This window comes from Actinomyces ihuae, assembly GCF_001457875.1.
Classification (GTDB): Bacteria; Actinomycetota; Actinomycetes; order Actinomycetales; family Actinomycetaceae; genus Pauljensenia; species Pauljensenia radingae_A.
Window position 1 is genome coordinate 1,116,981 of the sequence record NZ_CZPX01000005.1, and the last position, 17,293, is coordinate 1,134,273.

General features: G+C 60.7%; 10 protein-coding genes and 1 pseudogene. 5 read left to right on the top strand and 6 right to left on the bottom strand.

Going from position 1 to position 17,293, the window contains the following annotated elements; genetic code table 11:
• Positions 1–44: 44 nt before the first annotated feature.
• The gene (locus tag BN3002_RS09535; RefSeq protein WP_082628638.1) at positions 45–1,142 is read right to left on the bottom strand and encodes a Gfo/Idh/MocA family protein; all 1,098 of its coding nucleotides are present in this window, start codon (positions 1,140–1,142) and stop codon (positions 45–47) included.
• Between the two features lie 160 nt (positions 1,143–1,302).
• On the opposite strand from BN3002_RS09535, the gene BN3002_RS09540 reads away from it, so the two are divergent.
• Positions 1,303–3,012 (top strand): alpha/beta hydrolase, encoded by a 1,710-nt coding sequence (locus BN3002_RS09540; protein WP_443592064.1) that lies wholly within the window; start codon positions 1,303–1,305, stop codon positions 3,010–3,012.
• A 42-nt stretch (positions 3,013–3,054) separates the two neighbouring features.
• Here BN3002_RS09540 and BN3002_RS09545 read toward each other — a convergent pair whose 3' ends face one another.
• The 3 genes from BN3002_RS09545 to BN3002_RS09555 all read right to left on the bottom strand — a co-directional run bounded on the left by BN3002_RS09545 (position 3,055) and on the right by BN3002_RS09555 (position 8,532).
• Entirely contained in the window at positions 3,055–4,320 is a 1,266-nt protein-coding gene (locus tag BN3002_RS09545; RefSeq protein WP_058237634.1) for a diacylglycerol/lipid kinase family protein, read from the bottom strand.
• A gap of 160 nt (positions 4,321–4,480) precedes the next feature.
• Positions 4,481–5,491, bottom strand: a complete 1,011-nt coding sequence (locus tag BN3002_RS09550; protein WP_058237635.1) for a DsbA family protein — start codon at positions 5,489–5,491, stop codon at positions 4,481–4,483.
• Between the two features lie 77 nt (positions 5,492–5,568).
• A complete protein-coding gene (locus tag BN3002_RS09555) occupies positions 5,569–8,532 on the bottom strand; it encodes a lysylphosphatidylglycerol synthase transmembrane domain-containing protein (RefSeq protein WP_058237636.1) in 2,964 nt (987 codons plus the stop codon).
• 120 nt (positions 8,533–8,652) lie between these two features.
• Here BN3002_RS09555 and BN3002_RS09560 point away from each other — a divergent pair.
• Positions 8,653–9,291: pseudogene (locus BN3002_RS09560) on the top strand (DedA family protein); the annotation flags it as partial.
• Between the two features lie 204 nt (positions 9,292–9,495).
• On the top strand, positions 9,496–11,853 hold the full coding sequence (locus BN3002_RS09565) for a DUF6541 family protein (RefSeq protein ID WP_154955729.1): 2,358 nt from the start codon (positions 9,496–9,498) through the stop codon (positions 11,851–11,853).
• A gap of 27 nt (positions 11,854–11,880) precedes the next feature.
• On the opposite strand, the gene BN3002_RS09570 is transcribed toward BN3002_RS09565, so the two are convergent.
• The gene (locus BN3002_RS09570; protein ID WP_058237638.1) at positions 11,881–13,209 is read right to left on the bottom strand and encodes a YkvI family membrane protein; all 1,329 of its coding nucleotides are present in this window, start codon (positions 13,207–13,209) and stop codon (positions 11,881–11,883) included.
• A gap of 240 nt (positions 13,210–13,449) precedes the next feature.
• Positions 13,450–14,772 (bottom strand): YkvI family membrane protein, encoded by a 1,323-nt coding sequence (locus tag BN3002_RS09575; protein ID WP_058237639.1) that lies wholly within the window; start codon positions 14,770–14,772, stop codon positions 13,450–13,452.
• 248 nt (positions 14,773–15,020) lie between these two features.
• Between BN3002_RS09575 and serS the strand changes: the two genes are divergently transcribed.
• On the top strand, positions 15,021–16,292 hold the full coding sequence (gene serS / locus BN3002_RS09580; protein ID WP_058237640.1) for a serine--tRNA ligase: 1,272 nt from the start codon (positions 15,021–15,023) through the stop codon (positions 16,290–16,292).
• A complete protein-coding gene (locus BN3002_RS09585) occupies positions 16,289–17,194 on the top strand; it encodes an HAD family hydrolase (protein WP_058237641.1) in 906 nt (301 codons plus the stop codon). Before serS ends, BN3002_RS09585 begins: the two co-directional genes overlap by 4 nt.
• The last annotated feature ends 99 nt before the right edge of the window (positions 17,195–17,293 follow it).

Sequence of the window (17,293 nt, forward strand, 5' to 3'; positions counted from 1 at the left end):
AGTGATGCCGGGGCGATTCTTACGCGCTGCCACCAGCGCAAACCCTACCCATTAATTCCAGGATGGCGGATGTCGAGCTGGGCACGCACCTGATCGATCATGTCCATGACCTCCACCGTTGTGCGCCACGGCATCACACTGCTTTGGGTGTGACCCTGGGCCAGGCAGCGCGCCACTTCAGCCGCCTCATACTGGAAGCCGCCGGGAATGCGGGCATCCCACTGTTCCACGACTTCGTTCCCCTCGTCATCCCACGTGCGCAACTGCAGGATACCGGGCTGGTAGAACTGCTCAGGCAACTCCAGGCACCCACCTGCACAGACCACTTCGGCCGCTGTAGCTGAACGCGCATCCATCGCGGCGCGAGCCACACCCAGCGCATCGCCTGCGCGCACAGTAACAACCTCAGCGGTGTCAAGGTGATCAGGACGCATCCGGCCGTGCGCCGACAGCTCCTCGGGCGCACCGAGCACCTGATGGACAAAAGACAGGGAATACACGCCCAGATCCAGCACGGCTCCGCCACCCAGCTCAGGGCGAATGAGGCGCGGAACATCCAGGAGGCGCTGCCCGTGATCAGCGTGAACGGAATGCACAGCTCCCAGACCTCCTCCGGCGAGGATGGCGCGAAGAACGTGATGGTGAGGCAAGTGGCGCATCCACATAGCCTCCATCGCAAACAGGTGCGCTCGTTCAGCCGCATCGAAAACATCGCGTGCCTGCTGTGCCGTCATCGTGAACGGCTTTTCCACCAGCACAGGCTTGCCCGCACGCAGAGCCATCAGCGCGCAACGTGCATGGTAGGGGTGGATCGTCGACACATACACCGCGTCCACGTCATCGCACGCCACGAGTTCCTCGTACGAATCCACAGCCCGCTCGACGTCATTGTCACGTGCAAACGCCTTTGCCCTGGACGGTTCGCGGGCAGCGACCGCGACGACGCGTGAAGTCGTGTACGAATTGATCGCGGTACACATCGTGCGGGCAATGCCGCTGGCACCAATGATTCCCCACTGAATACTGGGAGCATCCATCGGGTCAGGGATGTGCACGTCGCCAGCCAGGCGGCGCATCGCAGGCGGCAACTCCGGGAGGGTTTGATGGGGGGACGAGGGTGTCTTCGATGTATCTGGCGTCATAATTCGATTCTGTCACATAAGTGTGCCGACTACGTGCGGTCGAAGGTGACGCCAACGTCAGGTGAATCGTGGTGATGCGGTGCGATGTTCGTACAATAAAGAGGACACGGACGTGAACGTATCCCCACGTCTGACATTCCATGCAACACGGAGGTGACGGGTGCTCGACAGTCCATCTCTGCTCGGCATTATCGCCGCGCTGGTGATGTATGCAGTGTCCGTGTCGCCGTCCCTGCTGCCCAGATCCTGGTGGTGGCAAGCCGTCGTGTCCGGCGTTCTGGCATCGCTCGGATACGTGGTGGGAGTGGTGATCGAGAGCGCGGGAACGTTAATTTTGCGCCTGACTGACTTAACCATCAGTGCCTCGCCTGCCACCGAAACCGGGTTGCGGTGGGCCGCATTCGTTATTTTCATGATCTGGTTCATCCGATCAGTTGTTCAGTCATTCATCCACGCCCGCTCAGCTGCGCAACTGGTGGACATGCCCGGTCCGCGAATCAGTTCCATCCTGCTGGGAATGGTCGGAGCATTTGTGCTCTTCCACGTGATCATCGGTGTACTGGATGCGTTGCTGTGGATGCTGGCCACCCTGGTCACTTTCCTGGCGCGATGGATACCGGTGTGGATCGCGTTGGCGGTGGGATGCGCAATCATTGTGGCGCTGCTGATCCTGTTGACCTCAAAAGTGATTATCGCTGGAGGTGTCACGTTCTTTTCCCGAAAGGCATGGGAAATGAACAACCGCACCGCCAAAGGGATCTTTCGTCCCGAGGTGCCCGAACGATCCGGATCCCACCATTCCCTGGTGTCGTGGGCATCCGTTGGCGGTCAGGGCCGCGTGTTTTTGGGACGAGGCCCCTCGCGCCACGACATTGAAGAGGTGACCGGGCGCGAGGCCCTCGAACCTATTCGCGTCTACGCCGGCATGCCGACAGGCGGGCAGACCCTCGCTGACGCAGCTGACATGGTGGTGCGCGAATTGGAACGCACCGGCGCATTCGAGCGGGCGGTCATCGCCGTCAATACGTCAACGGGATCCGGCTGGGTTGACGAGTGGGAAGTGCAGCCTCTGGAGTACCTGAGCTGCGGCAACTGCGCCACAGCATCGATGCAGTATTCCTACGCACCCTCGTCCCTGCATTGGATGACCGGATTGGACCACTGCGTCGAAGCCGCGATCATGCTGTACCAGGCAGTCAAGAAGGCAGTGGACGGTCTGCCTGCTAATCAGCGGCCGGCGTTGTATATCACTGGAGAGTCGCTCGGCGCATTCGCCTCACAGGCTGTGTATACCGACCTGGCCGATGTGATGCGTCAGGTGGACGGTGCGCTGTGGGTGGGGACGCCCTCGTTCACCCCGATGCATCAGGAGCTGACAGAAAAGAGGCATCGCGGATCGCCCGAGGTGGCACCTGTTGTGGACAATGCGCGGCATGTGCGCTTTGCGACAGGTCCGGAGGATCTGCGCCACGATATATACGGCCGTGAACTCGGGCCGTGGCACTTCCCGCGCATCATCTACGCACAACACCCGTCCGACCCGGTGGTGTGGTGGACGGGCCGCCTGGCGTGGTACCAGCCGGACTGGATGCGTGAAAAAGCCGGCCGCGACGTGTCACTGTCCATGGAGTACACCCGTATCGGGACATACCTGCAGGTGCTGGCTGATTTGCCGGTGGCGGGTCGGGCACCCGGTGGGCACGGGCACACCTACCACCACGAACTGATCCCCATGTGGAAGGAACTGCTGGGGCTTGGGGACGCAGAACGTCCCAACACGCTGCCCGATGGCCAGTGGGCTGATGATGCGATGCTGCGGAGGATCGGGCACGCCATTTCCGCCAACATTGCGCTGTCCGAACGCCAGTAGGCGGCGGTCAGGCAGGCTGCCGGAGAGCGAGTCCCTTGAGCGTTACTGGCGCGGAACTGCGATATCGACGGCAGACTCGTCAACCCTGACATGTACCGTCGAGGCTGTTCCGACCGGATCCCCGTCGACTTGCACGATGCACGGCTGATCGACGTCGACCTTGACATCGCGGCACTGGCGAGCTGTCATGTGGCCGGTCGAAGCAGGCAGATCCAGTGGTGTCCATCCTGCTCCCTGCGCAAGAATCTTCCCCGCAACGTCTGCCCAGCCAAGCAGACCTGCGCGCACGTCCACTGCCACCACGTCGAGGAGTCCGTCAGTCGGATCCGCATCAGGCACCAGCACCAGGTAGGGCAGCTCACCACAGTTGGCAACCATGATGGTCCGTGCCGGCACATCGCTCAGTTCTTCAACATCAGGGCGGTCACCCTCGTCTGCCTGCGCGTCGGGGTGTTCTGCCAGGTCAGGAGCCACCGTCGACTGGTCGGCGGAGACAGCATCCTTCAACTTCAGTGACGCCTTCATGCGTTTGCCGTGCAGCGCCTTCACACCGGAAATGACGTAGGCAATCCACCCGATCTTCTTCTTCAGACCAGAATCCGTGTTCGCCATCGTCTCGCCATCAAAGCCCATTCCTGCAATGACCGTATAGGCGAATTCATCATCCTCTGCGATGGTGTCACCGTTCGCATCCAGGCGTTCGCGTGCTTCGCGGATCAGCTGGCCTTCAGCGGTCAGGTCGCCAACCTCGTCCGGATCTTCCATCCGCAGCCACGCCAAGTCACCGTGAATAAAGGTGCTGCCCAGCGCAATACGGATGGCTTCATCCAGGTCGTCGGTGGGAATATTCAGGTTGCGTGCCAGCAGGTTGCCGGTTCCGGCGGGGATGATTCCCATCGGCACGCCGCTGTGAGCCAGGCTGGCCGCAACTGCACGCACGGTCCCATCACCGCCAGCAGCGATGACCAGTGATGCGCCCTTCGTCAGGGCCTCAATGGCCTGCCCGGTGCCGGGATCTTCCTCGCTTGTCTCAATCCACTCGATGTGGGAGACGTTGCATGAGCGCGCTACTTCTTCGACGTGGGCCTGGAACTGTTCAGTATCGGACTGTTTGGCAGGGTTGAACACGACCCACACGTTCTCCAGCGTCTTGTCGCTCTCATGGGTGTTGACGTCGAACTGGGCGTCCTGGCGCGCATTTGAGCGCGATTGCTGGAAGGCGAGCCAGCGTACGACCAACACCAGACCAGCTGCTGTAGCGCCAGCCGTGGCCAAACCGATCCATCGTGAAAGATTGATGCGTCCCATGAAAAGCTCCTATCTGACGGTGCGACTGTCTGGACTGTGCAGCTTCGAGTTCCCAGCGGTGCGGACGGGCCGGCCCGCCAGTCCTGTTCGACTCTCTGGTACCTTCTACCTCTATTGTCGGGCAAAGTGGGCGCAGGGGCGCGGCGGTTAATCCTTCTGCCTACTTCTCGGCCGCCGGCTCGATCGCCTTGCCGGCTTCAGCAGCCTGATTCTCGATGGTGCGGATGAAGTAGTCAACAGGGTAGACACCTGTCAGGTACGCGTTGTTGATGAAGAACGAGGGTGTTCCCGTCAACCCCACTGATTTGCCGTGCTGCGTATCAGCCTGGACGGCGTCCTTGATCTTCTCGGACGTCAGGTCGGCGCGGAATTGATCCAGGTCTGCCACACCTACCTGCTCAGCAATCTGCGTGACGGACTCTTCAGTGTAGGACGCATGATCTTGCGTGGGAGCCTGAGCGAAAACCGCTTCGTGGAATTCGACGTACTTGCCCTGCAGGCCGGCTGCCCGCGCAGCGGCGGCAGCGATGTCAGACCCCTTGTCGGAGAAGATCACCATGTCGCGGTACTCGATGCGCAGCGTCCCATTGTCAATCAGTTCCTGAAACTTGGGCTCAACCTCCTGGGCGTACTTGGCGCACATGGGGCACGAGTAATCCGAGTACTCGACCATCACGACGGGAGCGTCGACCTCGCCGCGCGCCATCGGGTCGTTGGGATCGCGTCGTGGCTCATCGGCCAGAATCTTCAACGCCTCCTCATTGGTCTGCGAGGGAGCGTAGTCCAGCTGCTGTTGAGTGGTTGCGGATTCAGAGTTTTCACCTTGCTGCGATGCCGCCTCGTCCTGTGTCTGCGAGGACGCCTCGCTTTGTGCCTGTGACGGCTGCGGCGCGGTGCTTCGCCCAACGAACACTCCGGCGGCGAACGCCAGGACCACTGCCAAAACAGCGGCAATGGCGACCAGGACGGATGACGAGGAGCGCGACGACTGTGAGCGCGCCGCACGAGCATCAGTGCCGTGCGTAGCTGATCCTGCTGGTGCGGAATTCTCGTCTGCACCAGCAGAGCCGGTGGAGGAGGCTTGTGAGCCGGAGACGGGCACGGTGCGCGTCAAATGTGAATCTGCGCGACCAGGTGATTCAGAATCAGAAGAAGTACGCTGAATGTCCATACACGCACATTATCGCGTTTTACGTGGCCACGTCGGTCGAGCCACCTCCGGTGCACAACGCGATGCGATCCGAAGATTCAGAGCAGATCCTTCTTCTGCATGATCTTGAGGGCCGCCCATCCGAAGGGGATACGACCGTAGAAGGTCACCAGTCGGTACAGGACGGCAGTGGACAGTGCCACCGAGACGGGGATGCCGGCAACCTGCAGTCCGCCGGTCAACGCAGCTTCCACCGGACCGATACCGCCAGGCGAGGGGATCACTGATCCCAACGAGTTCGACGCCAGATATGTCACCGCCAGGGTCAGCAGGTTGAGCTCACCGCCGAAAGCCTTGAGCGCTGCCCAGAACGCGCCGACGAAGCCGATATTCATCACGATGTTTCCACCCAGGACGGCGGCGATACGCTTGGGCTGACCCACGATCCAGATCAGACGCGGGTAGATCTGCTTCCACGTCGGCTTGATTTTTGCCCACAGCCACCTGCGCAATTTCGGCACTGCGAGCGCTGTGGCCACCACCGCCAGTACTGCGACCACGATCAGCACGATCGTCGACGTCGGCAGGGAAATGTTAAGCGGTGTGGATGATGCTCCGGTCAGCAAGATGATGAGAAGCAATGCGACAGTTGTCAGGAACTGGGAGATCTGCATGAGCGTGACCGTGGTGATCGCCATCGGTGTCTCAACTTTTTGTTTATTGAGGAAGCGCAGGTTCAGCGCCGCAGGACCGATACCGGCAGGAGCCACGACCGTCACAACGGACGCGGCGATCTGTGCCAGGGTCGCGTCAGACAGTTTGATCTTCTCGGTAGACAACGCCACCAACGGCACGGCAGCACCGAACCACGTGAGCGCACCCAGGATGAACGCGATAAGAATCCACACCGGGCTGGCAGACGTAACAGCATCAGCGATTTCGCGGAAGTTCATCGAGCCGAGCACGACGATGAGGGCCACCGCGAGGATCGCGACCGTGATAATCGTCTTCGGGGCGAAGCGTTCAAGTTTCAAAAGCTGGGCGGATTCGTTCTTCTCATCGCCCACAATCGCAGTTCGCAGATTTGCCAACGTTTCACTCTTACGCACGGCACGGCTGATCTGCGCGGGCAGCACCGCGCCTTGCAACACCGGCGCGCTGGCCTTGAGTTCACGGATGCCTACCGCGCGCACCGCACTTTCCAGGGCGCGTTTTTCACCCACGCACACCGACAGCAACACCAGCATCTGAGCAATGTCGATCCTGCGGTTGAGCTCGTTCGTTGCCACTTCGCCCTGATCCCAGCCGAGCAGCCATACCTGTCCGGACGCGTCCAGCATCACCGAGTCGAACGTGAGATCGCGGTGCGTGATCGACCGGGAATGCGCCAGGAGTAACTGATTCCACACCTGATCCAGTACGTCGTCAGACAGGAGGTGATCAGGCGAATCCTTGAGCGTTGTCACCGGCGGGATCGCCTTGGATGCCACCAGGATTGAATCGCCTACCTGGGCCATTCCCAGTGGTTCAGCAACATGCACGCCAGCTCTGTGCGCAGCCAGCGTCGTCAGCGTGGAGCGTTCAGCGTTGGCTTTCAGCGACGGCGAGACCCATCGTGATATCCCGCGCAGACGCAGATTGTTCCATACGTCGATCAGCGTGCCTGTCAGTTCGCGACCCGGATCAAGCACCTGTACTTCCCACAGCCTGCCGTGGTCATCCCACACCGCATAGTGGCGGGCGTCGGGGCGTTGCGGGTAACGCGTGACGGTGTATTCAACCAGGTCCACATCGGTGGTGAACATGTGCAGATCCTGGCGCGTGGAAGTGACGTCAGCTTCCTCATCAGTGGAAGTGGTCACCTCATCGGTCACGTCAGTTTCAGGCGTGCCGGCATTGGTCGTCTCGCTGCCGGCTTGCACCGCGGTCGATCCTGGCCGAGCACCCACTAGTGCCGTATCGCGCCCCGGCTGCATGTCGGCCCCACTGATTACCGAGGCAGACCCGTCCCCTGTTGGATGGCGATCCGGATTGACGCGCCGTGAGTCTACCTCGTCAATCTTCCACGTCACCAGCGGCGAGGTTGACGTTTCCAGGTCGGAACGGATGATCCGCGAGGGGACAATGCCGATCGACAGCAAGCCTTCGACAATGTCGATTCCAGTGGCACGCTGATCCTCGAAACCGAGGACCCATCGTGCCAGTGAGCCGATCATACGGCCAAGCAGCAGGGAGACGAGCGCTGACGGAAGGCTCATGGTGCCGCGAATGACGCCGAAAAATGCGACGACCGCCAGACCGAGCCAGCCGTAGCGGATGGAACGCATATGCGTCGTTTCGCCGGCTGTGGTGAATAACGCGGCAAGCGTCATGAGGACCAGGTTGATGGCGGCGTGTGCGCCGAAGGTGCCGGTGGCACCTAACGGAGCCGTGAAATCGGCAGGTACATGATCGAGCACTATCATCAGAACCCAACCAGTGAACGTCGCGATCGCCGCGGTCAGGAGTGTTTCGATGATGGTGGTGAGTCTTCCTCGCCGGGCAAGCGCGCCCACGATGACGATAGGGCCGGCCAGAATGATCAGGCCCTCGATCAGCGTGACGGGCAGCAGGAAAATGGCTCGCAGAGCGCCGGCAAAGACGTTGCGCACATCGTCGGTGACCCCTTGCGTGGTTGAATGGGCGTACATACCCAACACCCACACCAGTGCGATTCCCAGGAGTGCGAGGATAACGTCGGTCAGATCCTCACGTCGGCGCGTGCGCTCCTCATGACGGTCAGCGAAATACGCGGGCCGCGACAGGCGCGGAAGGGGAGCGGTCGCGCGTTGAGTGGCGGCGAGCTGGTCGATCGACAGGTCATCGATGGACGCGTCGGGGTTTGAGCCGGGCGGCTCAGTGTCAGTCTTGGCAGAAGCGTTCGTGGTGGATCCGTGCGGTGTGGGCGTCGACGGGCCTGACGTCGCGGAGGGCGATGCGGATGTGGGTGTGGCTGAGCCAGGTTCGACCCAATCGGATGTCGTCGACTGGGGTGCCGTCGAATCCGCGCCCTTCAAAGTCATACGATCTATCCTAATGGCGCAACGCCTATTCGTGCAGTAACACATATAGGGTAGTGCGTGCACCGTTTTGAGGTGTTATGCCCCGCTAATGAAAGGGAACTTGTGCTGGCTGTAACCGTGATGCCAACCGATCAATCGTGGTTGACAACCGTCATCGGTTGGTTCCACGATCCCGAATCCTTGCTGCTCGCGATGGGTCCGTGGGTGCTGTGGGGCACGCTGCTGATCGTCCTGATCGAATCGGGCATTCTGTTTCCGGTGCTGCCTGGCGACTCCCTGCTGTTCACGGCCGGTCTGCTTCATGAGCGCCTGGGGCTGCACCTGCCGACCTTGATTGCACTGACGTTCGTCGCTGCGTTTATCGGCGCACAGATCGGCTATTGGCTGGGGCATCGATTCGGGCGGCGTCTCTTTTCCGACAATGCGCGGATTTTGAAGACCGAGCATTTGCACCAGGCTGAACGCTACTTCGTGAAGTATGGCGGGCGCTCGCTGGTGATCGGGCGTTTCATCCCGTTTGTGCGCACATTCATTCCGCTTGCCGCCGGTATCGCGCGCTACCCGTACGGCAAGTTCGTCATCTATAACTCGCTGGGCGCTCTGGCCTGGGGCGTGGGCATCACATGGGCCGGCTCCGCGCTGGGCGGTATCCAATTCGTTCACGATAATTTGTCAGTCATTATCATCCTGATCGTCGTGGTCTCGGTCATCCCCATGATCGCCGAGTTCGCCATTCAGCGTGTCCGTCAGTCTCGCAAAGGTCGCGCTGAAGCAGCCGAAGCATCCGCGCAGGTGTCGGATGCAGTCGATGCCGACTCCGAGGCTGCTGATCGCAGGTCCGGGTCAGTCAGCTCTGGTCCCGAAGCTGTCGACCCGAAGCCTGAGGCATTTCGGCGGGCCGGCAGCATCGCAATTGACGAGGGTGACCCGACCGGCACCGATCGCGCCACAGAAAGCTGATTCATGAACTGGGTTGCATGGTTGGGGCTGATGCCACTGGTGATCGCGATGGTTGTCATCGCAATCCTTCCCGGCTATTTCTGGGTGCGCACACAGATCCGTTCATCGGTGGTGGCTGCTGCAGCCGGACCGGCACTCACTGTCGGAACCGTGTCGATCCTGTCGATGATCTGGCATGCGCTGGGAGTTCCGTATACCCGCGCTACCGTTATGCCGGTCCTGGCATTGCTGACCTGCGCCGGAGCTGCGGTTTATGTGCTGCGTCGGCGCGCAAACCCTGAACATGGCGAACTGCTTGGAGACAGCCTGGTGGCGCGGCCACCACTGCGGGCAGATGCGCCGGCCTCGCACGCCTACCGCATTCTGTCGCGCAGAGCGCGCGGCGCAATCTGGTTCATGGTGTTTGTCGGCTGGGTGCTGGCCGCACTGCCCATGCTGATCGCGGCCAATCCGCGTGATCCCGTGCAACAGTGGGACTCTGTTTTCCACGTCAATGGTGTGTGGTCGATTCTGGAGACCTCACGTGCGGATCCTTTCGGAGGGTTGGCACCTCTGTACGGTGGACGTGAAGTTTTCTACCCGAACGCCTGGCATGCGTTCACGGCGCTGTTCGCCACGCCCGAAACCGTGATTCAAACGTCGAACGCGGCCTCGCTGGCACTGATGGCGCTGTGGGCGATCGGTGGCACAGCGTTCACTGCTGTCGTCACCACTTCACGGGTTGCCGTTGTCGTGGCACCCGTTGCTGCGGGCTGCATGCTCTCCATGCCGGCTGACGCCCTGACCATGTACAACCAGTGGCCCAACGCGTTGGGAGTCATCCTTCTGCCGGGAATTGCTGCAATGAGCCTGGTCTGGGGCAGGCGGTTGGCGCGATCGACCGATCGTGGGTTGGCTGGCGCGTTTGCACATCTTCCGCTGGGAGGGCTGATTGCCCTGGGCTTCGTCGGCATGGTGCTCGCCCACCCCACGGCCGCGTTTTCACTGGCTGTGCTGCTGATTCCACCGATCATTGCGTCCATGTTCATCCTCGTCAGGCGCTCCGCGTGGATCGGTCACTACGGCGTGGCTGCGGCAACAGGGGTGGTGTGCGTGGTGGCGGTGTGCGCGCCGCTGTGGATGCTGGGTATGGATCGCGTGCAGGCGATGGGGGATTACCCGAGGCGGGGCATTTCTTACGAGCAGGCTTTCTCGACCTTCCTGACCCCTTATCCGCCTTTCACCCGCACCATCGGCTTGATCTTGACCATCACGATCACCGCGGTGCTGATGCTGATTGGCATCATTGCGCTGATCCGCGGCGCATTTGTGTGGTCTCGAGTGGTCAAGAACGACATTCCCACCTGGCCGTGGCCGTCAGTGGTGCAGCCCGAGGCAGCAGTGCCTTCCGGCGCAGCGGCCCCCTCCGACGAGGCAGCGCAAACCGATGCAGCGCTCCACTGCCAGACAGCAGATTCTCACGATGCGGCAGAGCAGCCCTCGGCAATGCTGCAGGATTCGACGGAGCCGCCCTCGTCGACGGCCTCCATGACCGTGAGCGAACGAGCCGACCTGTGGATCGCAACGCGCCAACGCGTGCGCGAATCGTATGGGCCGCGTCCGACAACCTGGCTCATTGTCTCTTTCCTGCTGTTCGCGGCACTGACTTTCATGGCGTATGCGCCAGATTTTCCCGGACGCACCTACCTGCTGGCACCGTGGTACATGGATGCTCGTCGCATCATGGGGGTACAGAACCTCACGATGATTCCTCTGATCGCGTTCGGTTTCGAGCAGCTCGTGAACTGGGTGCGCTCGCACAGGGTGCGCGCCGCTGACGAGCATCATGCGCAATCGTCACTGTGGCGGGTCGGCGCACTGCTCGGCGTGTGGATCGTTGCCATGTCACTGGGCGGCGCGATGGATGCTCGGCTGTGGGCGGTGCGATACGTGTACGACGCAGATCACCTAGGCAAACCCGGAATGTCAACGAACGCGGAGCTGAACATGTTCCGGCGCATGCCTCAGACGGTGCCAGAAGATGCGTTGATCGTCGGAGATCCCATCGCCGGCGAGGCCTACTCGCTGTCGATCGGACAGCGTCAGGTCGTGTTCAGGCAACTGTCGACGGTTAACAAGGACACGGTTTCGCAAGATATCCTGCGCCGATCCTTTAATGAGATCCACACCAATCCCGAAGTGTGCCAAGTGGTTCGTGACCTTGGAATCACGCACTTCTTTGAGGACGAAGATGGCCAGTACTACAACTTCGCACGCTCCTCGCGAATGCCAGGGTTCTACAACGTGGACACATCCCACGGCTTCGAGCTGGTCGACACTGGCGGCACGGCGAAACTGTACCGCATTACTGCCTGCGACTGACGAAGCGCAGGGCGCGCGGAGTATGACTCAGTGCTTGTCAGCTGAGACCTGCTCGCCGGCTTCTGTGGCAGCCTGGTTTTCCTGACGGTCGGCTATCGGCTCCCAATCGTCGTGGTCGATGCCTTCTTCTTCAAGTTCCTCCGCGGCGACGGCCCCCATCGCGTCGACCAGTTCGACGTTTTCAACATCGGAGTCCTCGACTTCGTGGCGCAGCTGCCTGGCGTGTTTGCGGGAAAAACCGCGATCGAGGCGCAGACGGCGACGTATCAACTTGAGAATGCGGCCGCGTCGCTCCGACTCGTCGATGATGTCCTGGCGAGTCTTGATCCACGAGTAAAACAGCACCACCATCAGCACGATGCCGCAGTACCCCAAGATCGGGAAGAGCTTGTTGACCAGCTCTTTGAACCCGAGGAATGACAGCCCGAACCCTGCCACTGTCAGCGCCAGCAAGATGACGCGGAACCGCATGTCGCCACCGTGCGAGAAACGCTTGGCCAACGCGTAGAACATGGCAATCGCGGTGTTGAAAATCATCAGGAACGTCACGATTGCCATCGCAAAGCCAAACCACGGATGGATGTGGTTGACCAGTGCCAGCATCGGCATGTCCTGGTCATACACGGTCGTCATTTGCGTCAGCAACGCGCCGGCGACCAGTGTGAGCAGTACGCCGTAGACGATGCCGCCGATCATTCCCCCGCGCCCGGCAACCTTCAGATCCGTGATGTCACCGCCCATGACGATCGCCATCGACACAACGGTGGACAGACACACGCCCACGTAGTTCAGGGTCGAAATATGCCACGCCGGAAGGGCCGTGTCCACCAGCTGCGCAGACTCGTGGATATCCTCCCACGCCGCATCAATGTGCGTGAATGACCAGATCACCACGATGAGGACGCACAGGATCAGCACGGGCGTAATCATGCCGATGATCTTCGTAACCTTGTCCACATCCAGCATTCCCACCAGCATGACCAGCACCGTGATGATCGCGGAACCCACCCATGTCGGCAGTCCAAACTGCTGTTCGAGATTCGAGCCGCCACCCGCAATCATGACGAAACCCAGGCTAAAGAGCGTAAACGTGATGATGATGTCGAACAGGCGGGCAAGGAATGGATGTGCCACCCCGCCGAATACCACGTTGTGGTCGCTGGCCAGAAAGTATGATCCGAGCTGAACGACCACCAGACCTGCGAATGAGAACACCGCACCGGTGATGACGGCGCCGACGATGCCCCACACCCCAAATCCGGAGAAATACTGCAGAACTTCCTGGCCTGAGGCAAAACCTGCACCAACGGTGATGCCGATGAAGGCAAGGGCAACAGTCAAGACTTTTTTATTCATGAACGGCTTTCGACGCGAACATTTCCTTTGATACTTTAACCTGCTTTGCTCGTTCACATGCGACTTTTATGCCGGGCGCCAGCGGCAGCGATCGGCCAGTTCGGCGATTCTTCCTTGTGTTCGCCGCTATTGACGAGGGTGGCTTCCACCTCCACTGCTGTCACTTAATCCACACGCTTATCCACACATGGGGAAAACTACATCAGTGTAATTCAGCAGATAGCTGTGGCTTGACGTCGCTTATTTCGCCGACACCTCGCCGGTAGGGGGACCAGGTTCGGCCTGGTTCTGCAACACTGATTCACCGTCAAGATTGTCGTGAGCAATACCATGCGCATCAAGGTCGGCACACGTTTCTGACCCGATGGACTCCATTAGCTGAGCGTCCTCAATGGGTGAGGCGCTCACCTCACGGTCCAGGCGCGCCTGGTCGCGCCTGGAAAACACACGATCCGTGCGTAGTTTGCGTCTGAGCAGACGCGTGATTCGCCCTCGTCGATCAGTTTCCTCGTTAATTATGCGGCGCGTGCGAATCCACGAGTAGCCCAGCACGCCCATCAGGATGAAGCCGGCATAACCAATGACGGGGAACAGCCAGGTCACCAGGTTCTTGAAGCCGAAAGCCGACAGGACGGTGCCGGCCACAACCAGCGTCACCAGCACCAGGCGAAAACGGCCGGTGCTTCCTGTGGAGAAGCGTGAAGCCAGCGCGTAGAACATGCCGATCGCAGAGTTCAGGATCATGCCGAAAACAACCAGTGCCATCACGTGCCCCGCCCACGGTGCCGCGCTGGCGGCCAACGTCAGCATCGGCATGTCATCGCGGTACACGGTCGGCACGTGCACATACAGCGACACCGTAATCGCCAGCAGGAGGACTCCGAAGAACACGCCGCCGAGAAGGCCGCCAAAGCCAGCCACTTTCGGATCGGAAATATCGCCACCGATGACGATCGCCATTGACGCCACCACGCATAGGTTCATTGCCACGTAATTCAGTGACGACAATGACCAGTGCGCAATGGTGGTGTCAACCAGCTGCGTTGAAGCGTGGATGTCACTCCAGGTGGCGTCGATGTGTGTCAGCGCGTAGATGGTCACCACCAGGACGCAGATGATCAGCACCGGTGTGAGCGCGCCGATGATGCGCGTAACCCTGCTGACATCCAGAAACCCCATGGTCAGAACAACCACGATCACGATCGCTGAGCCAACCCATGTCGGCAGGCCGAACTGCTGATTCAGGTTCGTTCCTCCGCCGGCAATCATGATGAAACCAATTGAAAAAGCTGTGACAGTGACCGTGACGTCGAACAGGAATGCCAGAACCGGGTGCGCCACCCCGCCGAACACGACTTTGTGATCGCTGGCCAGGAAATAGGAGCCGAGCTGGACAATCACGAAACCTGCGAATGAAAACACGATGGCAGCGGCCAATGCGCCGACCAGGCCCCACGGACCAAAACCGACGAAGTATTGAAGCACTTCCTGCCCGGAGGCAAAGCCTGCACCCACGGCGATCGCAATGTACGCCATGGCAACGGTCAGGACTTTCTTATTCATCTGTCGATCCGTTCCCGGGTCGCTTCCTCACTGATGGGCGCCTCCAATAGCGCCGGCGCACCGTCGCGGCGTGGCACACGCCGCGGGGAAAGTCGCCCTCGTCAGTGACCCGAAGTAGTGATACCCACGAACTATAGTTGACCAACCCTGCCGTGTGCGCGCGATTGAGGGGCGTCACCGCACATGCCCGCGACCCCTCCCCGCTGGCGCGGTAGTAACGGGCGGTGTATCTGAACTACCATGAACACATGATTGATATGCGTGCCTTGCGAGAAGATCCCGAACCGGCCCGCGCCTCACAGCGTGCGCGCGGCGCAGACGTGGAACTGGTGGACCGAATCCTCGAAGCCGACACGAAGCGGCGTGAACTGCTCCAGGAATTCGAGCAGCTGCGCTCGCAGCAAAAAGAGGTCTCTCGATCTGTGGGGCGTGCCAGCAAGGAAGAGCGGCCCGCAATCCTGGCTGAGGCCAAGGAACTGGCTGCGCGGGTCAAGAATGCTGAGGCCGCATCGAACGAAGCAGGCGAAGAAGCCGACAAACTGGCACGCATGCTGCCGAACCTGATTCTGCCGGGAGTGCCCACCGGTGGTGAAGAAGACTTCGTGGTGCTGCGCCATGAAGGCCCCGATCCGCGTGACTTCGCGGCCGAAGGGTTCGAGCCGAAAGATCACCTGGAAATCGGTGAAAAACTGGACGCAATTGACGTCGAACGCGGCGCCAAGATTTCAGGATCGCGTTTCTACTACCTCAAGGGAATCGGCGCGCGCCTGGAGCTGGCGATGATGACCATGGCGCTGGATCAGGCTGTCGCTGCAGGTTTCACTCCGATGATGACGCCGACGCTGGTGACGCCGCAGGTCATGGGTGGCACAGGATTCCTCAACGAGCATTCCGATGAAATCTACTACCTGCCTGCTGACGATCTTTACCTGGTGGGAACCTCAGAAGTCGCGCTCGCGGGCTACCACATGGGTGAGATTCTGGACCTGAGTGACGGCCCGAAGCATTACCTCGGATGGTCAACCTGCTACCGGCGCGAAGCTGGGGCAGCCGGGCGCGACACGCGCGGCATTATCCGTGTCCACCAGTTCAACAAGGCGGAAATGTTCTCGTTCTGCCGCCCTGAGGATGCTGAAGAGGAGCACAAGAAATTCCTTGCGTGGGAAGAAGAGATGCTGGCGAAGATGGAACTGCCCTACCGCGTCATCGATACTGCGGCCGGCGACCTCGGCACCTCGGCAGCACGCAAGTTCGACTGCGAGGCATGGCTGCCGACCCAGCAGCGCTACATGGAGGTCACCTCCACATCGAACTGCACAACCTTCCAGGCCCGGCGCCTGGGCATTCGAGAGCGCCGCGATGGCCAGATGTTCCCGGTTGCCACGCTCAACGGCACACTGGCGACAACCCGCTGGCTCGTCGCGATCCTGGAGAACCATCAGCGTGAAGACGGGTCCGTGCGCGTGCCTGAAGCAATGCGGCCCTACCTGGGTGGAATCGACGTCCTGGAGCCGCGGTGAGCATCCCGCTCCTCACACCGCCCCCGTCCGGCGAGCAGGCCATCCCCTTCGATGAACTCGTCGCGAGGGCCGAGGCCGGCCTGCCCTCGTCACTTCCCGGCGATCCGACCAAAATCATGGTCGCCCTGGACGTTGACGGCACATTGTTGCTTCCCGAGGGTGCCTCTGAGCGTGTCATCAGCGCATTCCATGACGGTGTTGCTGCCGGAATGAAGATGGTGATCGCCACTGGGCGAGGCGTCAATGCCGTCGACCCGGTCTTTGGCTATCTGAAAGCCAGTCAGGGGTGGGCGGTGTGTTCGAACGGCACCACGATGGGTCAGTGGGATCCTCAGCTCGAGGGTGGTCGACGCGTGGTGCGCCGGCACAGTTTCAATCCCGCAGAAGCAATTGACGCGTTACGCCAGGTCATGCCGGATGCATTGATCGGGTCAGAACGCGACTATGGATACGCTGTTTCTGCGCCGTTCCCACATGGTGAGCTGATCGAAACGTTCCGCGTCGAATCGATGGAGAACCTGCGCAGCACTCCCAGCACCAAACTCGTTGGCCGTGCGCCGTCGTTGACGCGTGAAGAATTCAGCGAGGCGATCGCGCAGACTGGCCTGGCTGACACACATGAAGTGGCGATCGGATGGACGTCCTGGGTGGATGTCGGTCCTCGCGGCTTTACCAAGGCGACCGGTCTGGAAGAACTGGCCGAGTACCTGCAGGTGCCCCATAGCGGCATCGTCACGGTGGGGGATGGAACGAATGACATCCCGATGCTGCAGTGGGCTGCGCACGGCGTAGCGATGGGCGGCGCTGATGAGGACGTGCGCAGTCATGCCGACGCGGTGACCGGGTCGGTGGAGAATGACGGCGCTGCTGCTCTGGTTCGCGCGATTTTGAATCGCTTCTGACTCACCGGCTTGTCACGGACCTGAGGACGGCGACTGGCGGCTCGACACGCAAACGGTGTCTGTCAGGTGTCAAAACCGAGTTATTGCTGACAAAAAGGA

Bases quoted from the DNA above. Each gene is read 5' to 3' on its own strand.
- BN3002_RS09535 (WP_082628638.1), bottom strand. From the start codon at position 1,142: ATGACGCCAGATACATCGAAGACACCCTCGTCCCCCCATCAAACCCTC.
- BN3002_RS09545 (WP_058237634.1), bottom strand. From the start codon at position 4,320: ATGGGACGCATCAATCTTTCACGATGGATCGGTTTGGCCACGGCTGGC.
- BN3002_RS09550 (WP_058237635.1), bottom strand. From the start codon at position 5,491: ATGGACATTCAGCGTACTTCTTCTGATTCTGAATCACCTGGTCGCGCA.
- BN3002_RS09555 (WP_058237636.1), bottom strand. From the start codon at position 8,532: ATGACTTTGAAGGGCGCGGATTCGACGGCACCCCAGTCGACGACATCC.
- BN3002_RS09565 (WP_154955729.1), top strand. From the start codon at position 9,496: ATGAACTGGGTTGCATGGTTGGGGCTGATGCCACTGGTGATCGCGATG.
- BN3002_RS09570 (WP_058237638.1), bottom strand. From the start codon at position 13,209: ATGAATAAAAAAGTCTTGACTGTTGCCCTTGCCTTCATCGGCATCACC.
- BN3002_RS09575 (WP_058237639.1), bottom strand. From the start codon at position 14,772: ATGAATAAGAAAGTCCTGACCGTTGCCATGGCGTACATTGCGATCGCC.
- serS (WP_058237640.1), top strand. From the start codon at position 15,021: ATGATTGATATGCGTGCCTTGCGAGAAGATCCCGAACCGGCCCGCGCC.